Below are 14,896 nucleotides of genomic sequence, written 5' to 3'. Positions count from 1 at the left end.
TCGAAAGCTGCACGTCGATTGCCTGATCCTGCCGCGCTGCAGGATTAGGCAATCGGCATGCAGTAATGGCCTAACGCGTCGCGCGAGGTAGCCCCTAACCTTGGCAGCCTGGCTTTTCCGTCCGCCTGCTTCAAGGAGATTGTGCAATGACCTCAAAACAACCGGTCACCCACCTTGCTTTCATCCGTGCCAGCAGCGGGCGCTCGGCCGAGTTGGGTGCGCGACTGCGTGACCTGCTCGAACCCTCGCTGCGGGCGCCGGGCTGCCTGAGTTTCACGGTTCAGCGCTCCCAGGCGGATGCCGACCTTTGGTTGCTCAGCGGTAGCTGGCAGGACCAGCAGGCGATGAGTGGCTACTTCGCTTCGCCAACGTTGGAGGTGTTTGGCGAGCTGGTGCAGGCACAGGTGGTCAGCAGCTTGGACCTGCATACCTTCGATTGATCAGTGATGGGGTAAAATGACGGCCTTGTTCAACCAAGTGGATAGCAACATGGCACGTAGGGAATTCCCGCATTTTGAAGCGGTTTCGGCAATGGTCCCGGTCGAGGGGGGCGGCTACAACGCGGCCATCGCGGTCAAGGCCTTGGGCATGGGCGGCGCGCCGCGTTTTCACAAGGTACTGGACGGGCAGGTGTTCAAGGGGGCCGTGGCCGCCGACGAAGCGGCTACGGCCGAGCTGCAACGCCTGCAAGGCGTCAGCGAAGAGGGTGAGCTGATCTGGTGATCAGGCCGGCGGGCGGGCCATCTTGAACAGGTTGCCCAGCTCGAAGTAGTCCGCCGGGCCACCGCCACGCAGGATCGGTTCGGCGGCAGCGGTGTCGTAGATGCCGTTTTTCAGCAGGTGCTCGGCAATGTGCACCGCCACCACTTCACCCAGGATCAGCCAGCTGGGCACCAGCGCCTGGTCTGCCCGCTTGAGCTGCACGATCTGGCTGACCTTGCACTCGAAGGCCACGGGGGTTTCCCCCACGCGCGGTACGTTGACGATGCTCGACGGCGTGGCAGTGAGGCCGCTCAATTCAAATTCGTTTACTTCGGCCGCAACCGGTGCGCAGCTCTGGTTCATCTGCTCAGCCAGCGGGCGGGTGGCCAGGTTCCAGACAAATTCGCCGGTCTGTTCGATGTTGTTCAGGCTGTCTTTGCGTCCGACGCTGCAGAAACCGATGATCGGCGGGATGTAGTTGAAGGCGTTGAAAAAGCTGTAGGGCGCCAGGTTCAGGCGGCCTTCACGGTCTTGCGAGGAGATCCAGCCGATGGGGCGGGGGCCGACGATGGCGTTGAACGGGTCGTGGGGCAGGCCGTGGCCTTTGGCGGGTTCGTAGTAATACATCTGTGCTGGGCTTGCTGGCCCACCTCCTGGGTTGCGAGGTGCCTAGTGTGCCAAGCCTGTGCCCGTCTGCAAATGATCAAGCCCGGCCAAAGCCGGGCTGGGTGCTCGCATCAGGGATCAGCTGATGCGGTGGGCGTTGGTGCGGTCGAAGCCGTCTTCGGCGAAGCGTTGGCCGCCGGTGCGATCGAAGCCGTCTTCGGCGAAGCGTTGGCCACCGGTGCGGTCGAAGCCGTCTTCGGCGAAGCGTTGGCCGCCGGTGCGATCGAAGCCGTCTTCGGCGAAGCGTTGGCCACCGGTGCGGTCGAAGCCGTCTTCGGCGAAGCGTTGGCCGCCGGTGCGGTCGAAACCATCTTCAGCGTAGGTAGCGGACTGGCTCTGTACCGCTGCAAACGTGTGGGCGTTGGTACGGTCGAAGCCATCTTCGGCATAGGCGCCAGCTGCGAAAACCGAGAGGGCCAAGGTAAGGATCAGTTTGTTTTTCATGGTCGTTGCTCCAAGGGCTACAGGGGTTGTTTGTTTCTATGGGTTTAATCCTACGCCGATTAATTTGATTGAAAAGCGCAAAAAATAGCGATTAAAAATCGAATTATTCGATGTATATGGGAACGCTTCGCGTGAATCAGGCTGTGGCATCACTCAGGAGCCGCATGCCCGCGCGTCGTCGTTCTGTCAGCTGTTTCAGCTTGAAGGGTGGGAATTAATGGGACGTTAAGAACGAAATATCTTGTTTCAAAGATCTATCAACGCTTTTTTCATGCATCACCAACCGATTTTTCAGGCCTCGATCAGCACCATCGCCGCACCTCAAACTGGAGCGGCACAACAATGAACAAACTCCCGCAAATCACCTTGGCCTTCTGGGTCATGAAGATCTGCGCTACCACCCTTGGCGAAACGGCGGGCGACTTGCTGTCGATGACGCTGAACGTTGGCTATGCCGTCAGCTCGCTGCTGCTGATCAGCGTGTTCCTGCTGACCTTGCTCGGCCAGCTTTACTCGCGCCGCTACCACCCGATGCTGTATTGGCTGGTGATCCTCTCCACCAGTACCGCCGGCACCACCATGTCCGACTTCATGGACCGCACCCTGGGCCTGGGTTATGCCACGGGGTCGGCCTTGCTCATCGGCATCCTGCTGCTGACCTTCCTGGTGTGGCGCCTGAGCGGCAACCCACTGGATGTCACCCGTATCAAGAACCGCACGGGCGAGCTGTTCTACTGGGTGGCGATCCTGTTTTCCAACACGCTTGGCACCGCCCTGGGCGATTACCTGGCCGACGATTCGGGGCTGGGTTTTGCAGGCGGCGCGTTGCTGATCGGCAGTGCCATTGCCCTCGTAGTGGTGGCCCGCTACTGGACGCGTATTCCAGGCGTTGTGCTGTTCTGGGTGGCGTTCGTGCTTACCCGTCCGTTTGGCGCCACGCTGGGCGATGTCCTGACCAAACCCCATGAAAAGGGCGGCCTGGACTTTGGCACGGTCGGCTCTTCGGCTGTGCTGGGCGGGGTGTTGCTGGTGCTGGTGCTGATGGCCAGCTGGTACCAGCGCCGTGAGCCGCGTCAGGCGTTGGAGATGTCTTGAGTATTGATGCGGTAGCGCGTACTACGGCCCCCGCCTGGCAAGCGAACAAGGCAGGCCTTGTCGAGCAGGTCGGCTAGGTGGCGGGTCGCAGTGGCCTTGGACACCTTCGCCACTGCCTGATATTGAGTGGCGCTGATGCCTTCCTCGAAACCGCGGGGGCCACCATCAAGCAACCTGTTGAGTACCTTTACCTGTTCTGGCAGCAAACCATCTGCGCGATGCGCCTGCCAGAACCTGGCCTTGGCCAATGTCCGGTCGATGTTGGCCAGTGCCTGTTCGAGGCTACGCAGCAGTGTGGCAAGAAACCAGCTTAGCCACAGGGTGATATCCAGACCGCCCTTCTGGCTGCGCTCCAGCACCTGGTAATAGCCGGCCCTGTCTTCGAGAATACTGGCGGACATGGCATAGAAGCGAATGGCCTGGCGCTCACCTTGCGCCAGCGCCAGGTCGGTAATTGCTCGGGTCAGGCGACCATTGCCATCGTCGAATGGGTGCAGTGTAACGAACCAGAAGTGGGCGATACCGGCGCGCAGCAGTGGGTCCAGGCTGGCAGTGTCGAGGCTGTTGGCAAACCAGTCGAGAAATTCGGCGAGCTGAGCTTCAAGGCCATCGCGCGGTGGTGCCTGGAAATGCACGGTGGGCTTGTCGAGGCGGCCAGAGATCACTTGCATGGGCAATTCATCCCGTAACTGGCCAACCAGTACCGCTTTGCTCAAGGTACCTTGCGTCACCGGGAACAGCCACTGGTGCCAAATGAACAGGCGTTGCAGGGTCAGCGGTCGGTCATACCCTTGCGTTGCATCCAGCATCAACTCCGCTAGTCCTTCACTGCGAGCATTGGTGGCGCCCTGTTCTTCAATGCCTAGTCGGCGAGCGAGGGAAGAGCGGACTTCGCCATCATTCAGCTTTTCACCTTCGATTGCCGAGGATGTGACGATGTTCTGAAGCAGCGTGTCCAGCATGTTCTGGCATTCGCTGAGCGCGTCGACGTTGCCCATCTTGCCCAGCAGGCGGCCTTGCATGTCGATGCAGTTGCGCAGCAGTGGGGTGATGGCTTCGTTTTGCCAGGTAAATTGAGGCCAGGCAGGTTGCTGCCAGATCCACGAAGGGCTGTTCATGATTGTTGCCGATCCATCCCGTGAGCCAAATAAGCCGGCTATTCGGCTCATTAAGTGAGCCGAATAATAGCGCTATTCGGCTCAACTTGTGAGCCGATTAGGTTTGTTAATCGGCTCACGGGTGCCGTTCGTGAATGAAAAAAGGGCGCCCTATTCAATAAGGCGCCCCTTGTCAGTCCTGCAAGGCCAGCATTACTCAGTAGTAATCCGCGAGTGCTGCTTGGTGTCCTTCATGGTTGCATACACCAGCAGCGAACAGGCGATGCAGGCGGTGACGTACCAGTAGAAGCCGCTTTCCATGCCAGCGCTCTTGAACCACAGGGCCACGTATTCGGCGGTGCCGCCGAAGATGGACACGGTCAGGGCGTACGGCAGGCCCACGCCCAGGGCGCGGATTTCCGTCGGGAACAGCTCTGCCTTGACCACTGCGTTGATCGAGGTGTAGCCGCTGACGATGATCAGCGCGGCCATGATCAGGAAGAACGCGCCCCACCAGGTCTGGATGGTGTGCAAGGTGCTGAGGATAGGGACGGTGAACAGGGTGCCGAGCACACCGAAGGCGATCAGGATCGGGCGACGGCCGATCTTGTCGGACAGCCCACCAATCACCGGCTGCAGGCACATGAACAGGAACAGCGTGGCGGCCGAGATGGTGGTCGAGTCGCTGATGCTCATGCCCACTGTGTTGACCAGGTACTTCTGCATGTAGGTGGTGTAGGTGTAGAAGGCCAGGGTGCCGCCCATGGTCAGGCCGACCACGGTCATCAGCTCTTTGGGGTGGCGCATCAGGGTGCGCATCAGGCTTTCCTTGGCCTTTTCCTTCTTGGTGAAGGAGGCGGTTTCTTCCATGCCGCGACGCAGGTACAGGGCCACCACGGCGCACAGCGCACCGATCACGAACGGCACGCGCCAGCCCCAGGCGTACAGCTGCTCGGTGGTCAGGGTCTGCTGCAGGATGATCAGTACTGCCAGGGCGATGAGCTGGCCGGAGATCAGGGTCACGTACTGGAAGCTGGAGAAGAAACCACGGCGGTCCTTGCTGGCCATCTCGCTGAGGTAGGTGGCCGAGGTGCCGTATTCACCACCCACCGACAGGCCCTGCATCAGGCGCGCAATCACCAGCAGGATCGGTGCGGCGACACCGATGGTTTCGTAGCCCGGGGTCAGGGCGATGACCAGCGAGCCTGCGCACATCAGCAGTACCGAGGCCATCAATGCAGCTTTGCGGCCCTTGCGGTCGGCGTACAGGCCCATCAACCAGCCACCGATCGGGCGCATCAGGAAGCCCACGGCGAAGATCGCGGCGGTGTTGAGCAATTGTGCGGTGGAGTCGCCGGCCGGGAAGAAGGCCTTGGCGAAGTACAGCGAGAATGCGGCGTAGACGTACCAGTCGTACCATTCGACCATGTTGCCGATGGACCCGCTGAAGATCGACTTCAGGCGGCTGGCGGTGGTTTTTTCCGCGGCGGGCGCAGTGGCCGCCCCGGCGGGCAGGGAGGTGGCGTTATCCATCAGGGATACCTTCTCGTTGTTTTTGTGGAGCGCGCCGTGGCGCAGCTTGCCAAGGCAATTGCAGAAGGTGTGCCAAATGGGTGCAGGGTGATTCATTTGGGGGCGTTGCGAGCTCCGCGAACCCCGTAATAGCAAGCCTTGCACGGCCCTTGCAGGAGCGGCCTTGCGTCGCGATGGGCTGCAAAGCAGCCCCAAAATCTTGAGTTGATAAGCGGAATCTCGCCTACTAAATCCTGGTCATAAGCGGATTTCCGCTCATTCTCGCCCGACAAAATCCTCGCGCACCAACCCGTGCCGCTGCATCTTTTCATTAAGCGTGCGCCGCGGCAGCTGCAAGGTCTCCATCACCGCCTTGATCTCGCCCCCATGCTGTCGCAACGCTGCGCGCAGGCATTGCGCCTCGAACGCCTCCATCTGCTCGCCCAGCGATTGCCCGGCAGGCGCTACCTCGATGTTCGGCGAACCTAGCCCCAACGCGTGCCGCTCCGCCGCATTGGCCAGCTCGCGAACGTTACCTGGCCAGTCATGCGACAGCAGTTGCGCCAGCTGTGCCCCCGACAGCGGCGGTGCGCAGCGTCCAAGCTTTTCGCCTGCTGCACGGGCAAAGTGTTCGAACAGCAGTGGAATGTCCTCGCGCCGCTCACGCAACGGCGCCAGGCGCAGTTCGGCCACGTTCAGGCGGTAGGCCAGGTCTTCGCGAAAACGCCCGGCACGGGCCTCGTCGAGCAGGTCGGGCTTGGTCGCGGCAATGATTCGCAAGTCGATGCTGATGCTCTGGTTAGCCCCCAAACGCTCCAGTTTCTGCTCCTGGATCACCCTTAGCAGCTTGGCCTGTTGCGCCAGTGGCATGCTCTCGATTTCGTCGAGGAACACCGTGCCACCGTTAGCGTACTCCAGTTTGCCGATGCGCTTGCCTTGGGCGCCGGTGAAGGCACCGCTTTCATGGCCGAACAGTTCGGCTTCGAACAGCGCTTCGGGGATGGCCGCGCAGTTGAGGGCAACGAATGGTTTGCCGGCGCGCGGGCCAAAATCGTGCAGGCAACGGGCGACCCGCTCCTTGCCGCTGCCGGTTTCACCACGAATCAGCACGTTGACTGGCAGGCCGGCCAGGTCCAGCACCTGCCTGCGCAGTTGCTGCAGGCCCTGGGACATCCCCAGCAGTGTGCCTTCCAGGCGTGACTTGAGGTCAGCCTGTTCGTGCAGCCGACGGTTTTCAAGGACCAGCTGGCGCTTTTCCAGTGCCCGGCGCAGGCTACCCAGCAGGTGCTGCGGGGTGAAGGGTTTTTCCAGGAAGTCATAGGCCCCGTTGCGCATGGCTTCTACTGCCATGGGCACATCACCGTGGCCGGTCAGCAGGATCACGGGCAGGTCGGGGTCGTCCGCCTGCAGGCGCGCGAGCAATTGCAGGCCGTCCATGCCTGGCATGCGCACATCGCTGATGATCACCCCCGGGAAGTGCCGTGGCAGGTGTGCCAGGCATTCATCAGCGCGAGCGAACAACTGCACAGTGAAACCGGACAGGCTCAGCCATTGCTCGACGGCAGTACGGATGCTGGCTTCATCATCGACGACGATCACTGAATTCAACATACAGGCTCCAGGTCACGGGGCAGGGTAAGGCTCAGGCGTGCGCCACCAGGTACGTTTTCGGCCAGCAGTTGGCCACCGGCCTCGTGGACGATACCGTAGGAAATGGCCAGGCCCAGGCCCAGCCCTTCACCCACCGGCTTGGTGGTGAAGAACGGGTCGAACACCTTGGCCAGGTCGGCCTCGGTGATGCCTCCACCCGAATCCAGCACGCTCAGGCGCCACAGCTCGCCATCTGGCTCGATGCGCACCTCCAGGCGTTTGTAGCGCTTGTCGGCCATGGCGTCGAGGGCATTGCGCAGCAGGTTGATCAGCACTTGCTCCAGGCGAATGGCATCGCCGCGTACCCAGGCCGGGCGTGCCAGGTACAAGGCCACCTCGACCTCGTCACTACGGATGCGGGTTTCCAGCAGGTGCAAGGCCTGGTCGACCACGGTGGCCAGATCGAGGCGCTCGCGCAGGCCGACGGGGCTGTTGCGGGCAAAGGTTTTCAGGTGGCTGGTCAGTGCGGCCATGCGTGTGAGCATTTGTTCCAGCGGTTCCAGGGCCTGGCGCGCTTCGTCGTAACGGCCGTGGTCCAGCAGCAGCCGCAGGGTTTCCAGTTGCATGCGCTGTGTGGTCAGCGGCTGGTTGATTTCGTGGGCCATGGCGGCCGACATCTGCCCGAGGGCGGCCAGTTTGGCCGACTGCACCAGGCCCTCCTGGGCGGTGCGCAACTCACGGGTGCGTTCTTCGACCTGGCGTTTGAGCTCTAGCCGGCTGCGCTGGCGCAGGCGGGCCAGGCGCAGGCGCTGGCTGACGAACAGGGCGGCGAACACCAGGCTCAGCCACACGGCTGCGGCGCCCAGGGCGGCATTGCGGCCATCGGCGGCCACCTGTGGCTTGCGCAACAGGTGCAAGGTCCAGTGGTCACCTTCCAGCGGCAGGCTTTCCCACAGGTACTCGGCACTGCCCTGCGGGCCTTGCACGCGGCTAAGGGTGCTGTACTCGGCAAAACGGGTCAGCACCTGATGCTGCAGGGGCACCAGCGGCTGTTTGTCGTACTGGCGTGTTTCAGCCAGCTCGGCACGGTCGGCACCACTCAGCGGCTGGAGCTCGCGGTAGCGCCAGCCATCCTGGTTGGCGATGAAGGTGATGCCACGGGCGTCACTGACCAGCAGGATATCGCTGCCCTGGCGCCATTCGCGTTCCAGCTCGGGGAATTCCAGCTTGACCACCATGGCTCCGAGAAAGCGGCCATGCTCGTCATTTACCGCGCTGGCGAGGAAGTAGCCCGGTACGCCACTGGTTACGCCCACGGCGTAGAAGCGGCCACTGCCTTGGCTGCGGGTTTGCTTGAAATAGGGGCGGAAACCGTAGTTGGAGCCGACGTAGCTACTGGGCAGCCGCCAGTTGCTGGCGGCAATGGCCAGGCCGGTGCGGTCGAGCAGCTCGAGGGTTGAGGAATTGGCCGCGCCATTGATGCGCTCCAGCTTGCGGTTCAGGGCGTCCTGCACCTGTTCATTGACCGGGCCGCGCAGGGCGGCGATCAGTTCCGGGTCCAGTGCCAGTACGGCGGGCAGGGCGCGGTAGCGGTCGATCAGGGTGTGCAGGGCATTGGCGTACAGCCCCAGTTGCTGACTGGCACGCCGGGCGTCGTCTTCCATGGCCTGGCGCTTGGCCTGGTCCATGGCCCAGCCGGCACTGAGGGCGGTGCCCAGCAGGATGAGCAAGGTGATCAGCCCCAGACGCAGGGCGCGAAAGGAAAAGGGCATTGGGGCGGATCCGGAATATTTGGGGATCGGGGCCGGCCCTTTCGCAGGTCTAACGGCGAAAGGGCCGGTACAGGCGGCCGGTTTCAGTTACAGCAGTTCAAAGCTCTGCTGTTGCACCGCCTGGGAGTCCAGCCCTACCTGGACATTGAACTCACCTGGCTCGGCAACCCGCTGCAGCTGGCCATTGTAGAACTTCAGGTCATCCTCGTTGATGCGGAAGGTCAAGGTCCGCGACTCACCCGGCTTGAGCATCAGCTTCTGGAAGTTTTTCAGTTCCTTGACCGGGCGGCTCATCGATGCCGACACATCTTGAAGGTACAGCTGCACCACGGTCTCGCCGGCCACCTTGCCAGTATTCTTTACCGTCACCTTGGCCTCCAGGTTGTCACCGCGCTTGAGGTCCTTGTGCGACAGCTTCAGGCCGGACAGCTCGAAGCTGCTGTAGCTCAGGCCATAGCCGAACGGGTACAGCGGGCCGTTAGGCTCTTCGAAGTACTGCGACGTGTAGTTACCCGGCTTACCCGGCGTGAACGGCCGGCCAATGCGCGTGTGGTTGTAATACATCGGGATCTGCCCGACCGAACGCGGGAAGGTGATGGCCAGCTTGCCGGATGGGTTGTAGTCGCCAAACAGTACGTCGGCGATGGCATTGCCGCCCTCGGTACCGGCAAACCAGGTTTCGAGGATGGCGTCGGCCTGCTCGCGTTCCCAGCCGATCGACAGTGGCCGGCCGTTCATCAGCACCAGCACCAGCGGCTTGCCGGTCGCCTTCAAGGCCTTGATCAGCTCACGCTGGCTGGCTGGAATTTCCAGGGTGGTGCGGCTGGACGACTCGTGGGACATGCCACGCGACTCGCCGACAACCGCTACGACCACGTCGGACTGCTTGGCAGCCTTCACGGCTTCGTCGATCAGCACCGCAGGCGGGCGTGGGTCGTCGACGATTTCCGGTGCGTCGAAGTTGAGGAAGTTCAGGTAATCGAATATCGCCTTGTCGCCGGTGACGTTGGAGCCTTTGGCGTAGACCAGCTTGGCTTTGCCTTCTACGGCGCGGCGCAAGCCTTCACGCACTGTCACCGAGTGCACGGGTTTGCCGTCGGCGGCCCAGCTGCCCATCATGTCGATCGGTGCATCGGCCAGCGGGCCGACCAGGGCGATGGTGCCGGCTTTTTTCAGCGGCAGGGTCTGGTTGTGGTTTTCCAGCAGTACCAGGCTGCGGCGGGCCACATCACGCGCGGCTTCGCGGTGCAGGCGGTCGTTGCCGTAGTAGTCTTTCAGGTCGGTTTCGGCCTTGCCGATGCGCACGTACGGGTCCTTGAACAGGCCCATGTCGTACTTGGCTCCGAGTACTTCGCGCACCGCCTGGTCCAGCTCGCCCTGGGTCACTTCACCGGACTTCAGCAGGCCTGGCAGCTCTTCGCCGTACAGGGTGTCGTTCATGCTCATGTCGATGCCGGCCTTGATCGCCAGCTTGGCGGCTTCGCGACCGTCGCGGGCGACACCGTGGCGGATCAGCTCCTGGATGGCGCCATGGTCGCTGATGGTCACACCCTTGAAGCCCCACTCCTTGCGCAGCAGGTCGTTCATCAGCCAGGTGTTGGAGGTGGCCGGCACGCCGTTGATCGAGTTCAGTGCCACCATCACCCCGCCGGCACCGGCGTCGAGGGCGGCGCGGTAGGGCGGCAGGTAGTCGTTGTACATCTTCGGCAGGCTCATATCGACCGTGTTGTAGTCGCGCCCGCCTTCCACGGCGCCGTACAGGGCGAAGTGCTTGACGATGGCCATGATGCTGTCGGGGTTGGCCGGGCTGCTGCCCTGGAACGAGCGCACCATCACCTGGCCAATCTTCGAGGTCAGGTAGGTGTCTTCACCAAAGCCTTCACTGGTGCGGCCCCAACGTGGGTCGCGGGCAATATCGACCATGGGTGCGAAGGTCATGTCCAGAGCGTCGGCGGAGGCTTCGATGGCGGCGGTGCGGCCAACCTTGGCCACGGCGTCCATGTCCCAGGTGGCGGCCATGCCCAGGCCGATCGGGAAGATGGTGCGCTCGCCGTGGACGGTGTCGTAGGCGAAGAACATCGGGATCTTCAGGCGGCTGCGCATGGCCGCGTCCTGCATCGGGCGGTTTTCGGGCGCGGTGCGTGAGTTGAACGTGCCACCGATACGGCCAGCGGCGATTTCCTCGCGGATCTTTTCGTGTGGCATTTCCGGGCCGATGCTGATCAGGCGCAACTGGCCGATTTTCTCGGCTTCGGTCATCTGGCTGATCAGATGGTCGATGAACGCCTGCTTGTCCTGCAGGGGCGGGGCGGTGGGGGCGGCGAGGGCCGCCTGACTGGCAAGGCCCATGGCCAGGCCCAGCAAAGACAATTTCATCATCAATTCCGTTGTGGGGCCTCTGCCGTATCCAGCGGTGATACGTGCGCGGCCGAAGTTTTCAGGCGGCTATTGTTGTACGATTGACACGCTCGTTTTCCAGCGGCGGATTATGCCTGAATATGTCGCCTGGGGACGAAGCCCCGAATGCCGGGACAACAACTATAAGAACGCTCAAGAGACCGACGGCATGACCCCTTTCGACGAATACCATCAACGGCAGATTGCCGAAGCCATTGCCCGTGCTGAAAAGCGAACCGATGCCGAACTGGTGACGGTACTGGCGCGCCGTGCTGACGATTACGCCTATTGGCCGTTGTTCTGGGCTGCCGTGCTGGCGCTGGCCGTGCCAGGGCTGCTGCAGTGGCTGCTGGGCTGGCCTGGCATGCGCGGTCTGCTGGTGGCCAACGTGCTGCTGTTCGTCGGGTTGTGCCTGTTGCTGCGCAACCCGCGCCTGGCCGGTTGGCTAATTCCCCGGGCCTTGCGCCGCTGGCGCGCTTCGCGGCTGGCCCGCCAGCAGTTTCGCGAACAAAACCTGCAGCGCACCGCAGCTGCCACGGGCGTGCTGATCTTCGTCAGCGAGGCGGAGAGGCACGTGGAGATCCTGGTCGACCGCGGTATCGAGCATCATCTGGATGCCAACGCGCGGGCGGCCATCGTCGCCCGCTTTGCCGAGCAGGTGCGTCAGGGGCGGACCTTGCAGGGGTTTGTCGAGTGCATCGATGCGTGCGGCGAGCTGCTTAGCGAGCATGTGCCGCCTACCCATGCGCGCAACGAGTTGCCCAACCGGTTGGTGATCCTGGACTGACTTGGAACCTGCAGGGTGTAGAATGCGGTTCCCGCTATTCGAGGCACCGTTTCTCCATGTCCGCCAGTTCTTCCGCCCCCTCTGCGTCAGATGCACGCGCCCGGTTTCTCGGCCTTCTGAATGCAGCCTTGCACGGCAACACCTTGGTCAAACTGGTGCTGGCGCGCCATGTCGGTGCCGACCAGACCTTGCAACGGATCATCGCCAAGCCGCTGCAGGTCAAGGGCCAGCCATGCCTGTCGCTGGTCTACCGCCACCAGACCCGCGACATTACCCGCAACCTGTCGCTGGAACAGGCGCAGGCGCTGGTAGCCGAGCTGCTGCCGGACAGCTTCCGCAATGCCCACCTGTTCGACGCAGATGGCGAAGTGCAACTGACCTTCAGCAAGAAGGGCAAGCCGATGTTGCAACGTCACGGCGCGCAGGCTCCACGCGAGGCCACGGCGAGCAGCGGCCATGACCGCGAGAAGAAGCGCTACCTGGATTTGTCGAGGCCGTTTCTGCGTGACCTTGGCGTGACTGATGCACAAGGTGCATTGATCCCGTCCATGTCGCGCAAGTGGAAGCAGATCAACAAGTTCATCGAGGTCTTCGATCACGCCCTGGCCAGTGCGCCGGTACCTGCGGAGCAGGCGCTGCGGGTGGCCGACTTCGGCTCGGGCAAGGGCTACCTGACCTTTGCCATGCATGACTACCTGAGCAACAGCCTGGGCCGTGAGGCACAGGTCACCGGTGTAGAGCTGCGCCAGGACATGGTCGACTTGTGCAACGCCGCCGCTTCGCGCCTGGAGCATCCGGGCCTGGAATTCCAGTGCGGTGATGTACGTAGCGTGGTGCCCGAGGCCATCGAAGTGATGATCGCCCTGCATGCGTGCGATATCGCCACCGACTACGCCATTCACACCGGTATCCGCTGCAACGCCGCGATCATCATGTGCTCGCCGTGCTGCCACAAGCAGATCCGCCCGCAACTGCACAGCCCGGGGTTGCTGCAACCCATGCTGCAATACGGCTTGCACCTGGGCCAGCAGGCCGAAATGCTCACCGACAGCCTGCGCGCGTTGTACCTGGAAGCCTGCGGTTACGAAACCAAGGTGTTCGAGTTCATCTCGCTGGAGCACACCAACAAGAACAAGATGATTCTTGCGGTGAAGCGGCGGCAGCCGATGGCTAACGGCGAGTTGCTGGAGAAGATTGGCCAGCTCAAGGCGTTTTATGGGGTGCAGGAGCATTGCCTGGAGACGTTGTTGCGGGCGGATGGGTTGCTTTGAAAGCAACCACTAGCAAGCCTGCTGGCGTGCTCGTGCCGCGGGCGTGCTAGCGTCTAGCCGCTGGTCGATCGATCGCCAAATCTGGTAGCCCCAGCGGATGCGTACTGGCGTCATAGAAATGCACCTGCGTCCCGGCCAAATCTCCAAACCGATCAACAAAATGCTGCTTCTGGTTGATCACCGACGCTTCGCTCACCGGCCGGATAGCAATCGAGAGCTGCTTCGGCCGGGCCAGGCGGATGGCTTCGAGCAGGTGCTGGTCACTGCTGTCCAGGTGCTGACCGAACAGGCATAACCCTTGGCTTTCCTGGGCCAGTTGCCCCAGGCACCAGCTGAGGTAGTCCGAATGGCGGATGGCGCGCAGCTTTTCGTCGCTGCGGTCTTCGTTGACGAACAGTGGCACTTCACCTGGGATGTTCACGGCAAAGCCATCAAGCAGTTCGGCGCTGTCGGCGCTGCGTTGGCGGGTGGTGCCATCGGGCAGCTTTAGCAGGTGCAGGCCGCCGTGCAGGTGCATCACCCGCGTGCCTTCGCTGCGGGTGCGACGCACGTCGAAGAAGCCTTGTTCGTCGAACAGTTCGGCGAAGCCGTGTGGGGCGCTCTGTACAGCCCACGGTAGCAGCAGGTCGTAGTTGCTGGTGTAGACGCTGCGGTAGCCACGCAGGGCCTGGTTGAGGGCCGCGAGGGTGGCTGGCGGCATCAGCGGCCACGGCAGGTGTACCGTGCGCACGGCGTGAATCAACGCTTCCTTGATCGAGTAATAGCGGTTCAGCGGTGCGGTGGAGTTGATGGCCAGCGCGGCGTTGGCGCGCACGGTGGTGTTGAGGGCGCTGAGCACCGGCTCGAACAGTTCCGTGCCCAACGACTTGAACAGGGCCTGGTCACTGACCGCCAGGCCTTTCTTGCGGCCTGCGCGTTGTGCTTCCTCGAACAGCGAGAAATAGCCGAACGGCTTCCACACTGCGCGGCTGGCGCCATTGCCCAGTAGCAGGGCATCGCAGGGATGGCGGGCGGCGAGTTCTGGCCAAGGGGTGAGGGTAGCGTCAAGTGCAGGCATGCTGGAGTCCGTTGGGTGGAGCGGGGAGCGGGGCGACTTTAGCATGTCGTGCAGGGCGTGCGACGCCTACAGGCCCTTGTCAGTGCGCAAGGGCCTTTAATACATGATCAGGATCATTACGTATTGCGCGTAGTAATGCCTTGGCAGGCCCGGTAGGTTCTCGTCGTCCTTGTTCCCAATTCCTCAATGTTGCTACCTGAACATCGATTATCTCGGCAAAGCGTGCTTGCGTGAGCCCCGTTGCCTTGCGGATGTTACGCACCAGGAGTGCATCAATCTCGAATTCCCGAGAAGGCGCCTGCTTCCCTTGGACGATGTCGTCCATTTGTTGCACGCTTTCCAGCAGTTCGTCAAAAAAGCGGTTCATGCGTGCCTCCAGTGTTCAATGATCGACCTCAGCGCGTTGCGTTGCTGATCTAGGCGTTCCTTGACTCGCTTGGTGAACAAGGCTGTTTCGGTAAAAAGCATAACAGGTTGTACGCCATTGGCGTAGCTGCTGGTTGTCC

The 14,896-nt window shown here is 62.2% G+C and carries 14 protein-coding genes; 5 read left to right on the top strand and 9 right to left on the bottom strand.

Features of this window, described 5'->3' with window-relative positions; translation table 11 throughout:
• The first annotated feature begins 146 nt into the window (after nt 1-146).
• Together N436_RS04005 and N436_RS04000 are read left to right on the top strand one after the other, a co-directional pair.
• Entirely contained in the window at nt 147-440 is a 294-nt protein-coding gene (locus N436_RS04005; RefSeq protein WP_016713654.1) for a putative quinol monooxygenase, read from the top strand.
• 16 nt (nt 441-456) lie between these two features.
• A complete protein-coding gene (locus tag N436_RS04000; protein ID WP_016713655.1) occupies nt 457-723 on the top strand; it encodes a hypothetical protein in 267 nt (88 codons plus the stop codon).
• Here N436_RS04000 and N436_RS03995 read toward each other — a convergent pair whose 3' ends face one another.
• Together N436_RS03995 and N436_RS03990 are read right to left on the bottom strand one after the other, a co-directional pair.
• Nucleotides 724-1,329, bottom strand: a complete 606-nt coding sequence (locus N436_RS03995) for a flavin reductase family protein (RefSeq protein WP_016713656.1) — start codon at nt 1,327-1,329, stop codon at nt 724-726.
• A gap of 117 nt (nt 1,330-1,446) precedes the next feature.
• Complete coding sequence (locus N436_RS03990) at nt 1,447-1,812, bottom strand: hypothetical protein (protein WP_028698581.1); 366 nt, start codon at nt 1,810-1,812, stop codon at nt 1,447-1,449.
• A 342-nt stretch (nt 1,813-2,154) separates the two neighbouring features.
• On the opposite strand from N436_RS03990, the gene N436_RS03985 reads away from it, so the two are divergent.
• Nucleotides 2,155-2,907, top strand: coding sequence for a membrane protein (locus tag N436_RS03985; RefSeq protein ID WP_019097251.1), 753 nt, complete (start codon nt 2,155-2,157; stop codon nt 2,905-2,907).
• Here the strand turns inward: N436_RS03985 and N436_RS03980 are convergent.
• The 5 genes from N436_RS03980 to bglX form a co-directional block, all read right to left on the bottom strand.
• The gene (locus tag N436_RS03980) at nt 2,886-4,025 is read right to left on the bottom strand and encodes a Fic family protein (RefSeq protein ID WP_110740463.1); all 1,140 of its coding nucleotides are present in this window, start codon (nt 4,023-4,025) and stop codon (nt 2,886-2,888) included. The genes N436_RS03985 and N436_RS03980 overlap by 22 nt on opposite strands.
• A 192-nt stretch (nt 4,026-4,217) precedes the next feature.
• Complete coding sequence (locus tag N436_RS03975) at nt 4,218-5,537, bottom strand: MFS transporter (RefSeq protein ID WP_060498004.1); 1,320 nt, start codon at nt 5,535-5,537, stop codon at nt 4,218-4,220.
• 255 nt (nt 5,538-5,792) lie between these two features.
• Complete coding sequence (locus N436_RS03970; RefSeq protein WP_105945797.1) at nt 5,793-7,127, bottom strand: sigma-54 dependent transcriptional regulator; 1,335 nt, start codon at nt 7,125-7,127, stop codon at nt 5,793-5,795.
• Nucleotides 7,121-8,878, bottom strand: coding sequence for an ATP-binding protein (locus N436_RS03965; protein ID WP_110740462.1), 1,758 nt, complete (start codon nt 8,876-8,878; stop codon nt 7,121-7,123). Before N436_RS03965 ends, N436_RS03970 begins: the two co-directional genes overlap by 7 nt.
• Nucleotides 8,879-8,965: 87 nt before the next feature.
• The gene (gene bglX / locus N436_RS03960; RefSeq protein WP_105945799.1) at nt 8,966-11,257 is read right to left on the bottom strand and encodes a beta-glucosidase BglX; all 2,292 of its coding nucleotides are present in this window, start codon (nt 11,255-11,257) and stop codon (nt 8,966-8,968) included.
• Between the two features lie 187 nt (nt 11,258-11,444).
• Here bglX and N436_RS03955 point away from each other — a divergent pair, with 187 nt between their 5' ends.
• Together N436_RS03955 and N436_RS03950 are read left to right on the top strand one after the other, a co-directional pair.
• Complete coding sequence (locus N436_RS03955) at nt 11,445-12,062, top strand: TPM domain-containing protein (protein ID WP_105945800.1); 618 nt, start codon at nt 11,445-11,447, stop codon at nt 12,060-12,062.
• A gap of 56 nt (nt 12,063-12,118) precedes the next feature.
• Nucleotides 12,119-13,333 carry an SAM-dependent methyltransferase gene (locus tag N436_RS03950; RefSeq protein WP_110740461.1) on the top strand — a complete coding sequence of 405 codons (1,215 nt, stop codon included), beginning with the start codon at nt 12,119-12,121 and terminating at the stop codon, nt 13,331-13,333.
• Between the two features lie 46 nt (nt 13,334-13,379).
• On the opposite strand, the gene N436_RS03945 is transcribed toward N436_RS03950, so the two are convergent.
• Together N436_RS03945 and nadS are read right to left on the bottom strand one after the other, a co-directional pair.
• On the bottom strand, nt 13,380-14,390 hold the full coding sequence (locus N436_RS03945; protein WP_110740460.1) for a DUF4917 family protein: 1,011 nt from the start codon (nt 14,388-14,390) through the stop codon (nt 13,380-13,382).
• A gap of 79 nt (nt 14,391-14,469) precedes the next feature.
• Nucleotides 14,470-14,757 carry a NadS family protein gene (nadS, locus tag N436_RS03940; protein ID WP_025754594.1) on the bottom strand — a complete coding sequence of 96 codons (288 nt, stop codon included), beginning with the start codon at nt 14,755-14,757 and terminating at the stop codon, nt 14,470-14,472.
• Nucleotides 14,758-14,896 lie beyond the last annotated feature (139 nt).

Origin of the sequence: Pseudomonas sp. RV120224-01b (genome assembly GCF_003208145.1) — a bacterium.
Classification (GTDB): Bacteria; Pseudomonadota; Gammaproteobacteria; order Pseudomonadales; family Pseudomonadaceae; genus Aquipseudomonas; species Aquipseudomonas monteilii.
This window is presented reverse-complemented; position numbering and strand designations above follow the sequence as displayed.

Excerpts from the sequence above, each read along its gene's own strand:
- N436_RS04005 (WP_016713654.1), top strand. The coding sequence starts at position 147 with ATGACCTCAAAACAACCGGTCACCCACCTTGCTTTCATCCGTGCCAGC.
- N436_RS04000 (WP_016713655.1), top strand. The coding sequence starts at position 457 with ATGACGGCCTTGTTCAACCAAGTGGATAGCAACATGGCACGTAGGGAA.
- N436_RS03995 (WP_016713656.1), bottom strand. The coding sequence starts at position 1,329 with ATGTATTACTACGAACCCGCCAAAGGCCACGGCCTGCCCCACGACCCG.
- N436_RS03990 (WP_028698581.1), bottom strand. The coding sequence starts at position 1,812 with ATGAAAAACAAACTGATCCTTACCTTGGCCCTCTCGGTTTTCGCAGCT.
- N436_RS03985 (WP_019097251.1), top strand. The coding sequence starts at position 2,155 with ATGAACAAACTCCCGCAAATCACCTTGGCCTTCTGGGTCATGAAGATC.
- N436_RS03980 (WP_110740463.1), bottom strand. The coding sequence starts at position 4,025 with ATGAACAGCCCTTCGTGGATCTGGCAGCAACCTGCCTGGCCTCAATTT.
- N436_RS03975 (WP_060498004.1), bottom strand. The coding sequence starts at position 5,537 with ATGGATAACGCCACCTCCCTGCCCGCCGGGGCGGCCACTGCGCCCGCC.
- N436_RS03970 (WP_105945797.1), bottom strand. The coding sequence starts at position 7,127 with ATGTTGAATTCAGTGATCGTCGTCGATGATGAAGCCAGCATCCGTACT.
- N436_RS03965 (WP_110740462.1), bottom strand. The coding sequence starts at position 8,878 with ATGCCCTTTTCCTTTCGCGCCCTGCGTCTGGGGCTGATCACCTTGCTC.
- bglX (WP_105945799.1), bottom strand. The coding sequence starts at position 11,257 with ATGATGAAATTGTCTTTGCTGGGCCTGGCCATGGGCCTTGCCAGTCAG.
- N436_RS03955 (WP_105945800.1), top strand. The coding sequence starts at position 11,445 with ATGACCCCTTTCGACGAATACCATCAACGGCAGATTGCCGAAGCCATT.
- N436_RS03950 (WP_110740461.1), top strand. The coding sequence starts at position 12,119 with ATGTCCGCCAGTTCTTCCGCCCCCTCTGCGTCAGATGCACGCGCCCGG.
- N436_RS03945 (WP_110740460.1), bottom strand. The coding sequence starts at position 14,390 with ATGCCTGCACTTGACGCTACCCTCACCCCTTGGCCAGAACTCGCCGCC.
- nadS (WP_025754594.1), bottom strand. The coding sequence starts at position 14,757 with ATGAACCGCTTTTTTGACGAACTGCTGGAAAGCGTGCAACAAATGGAC.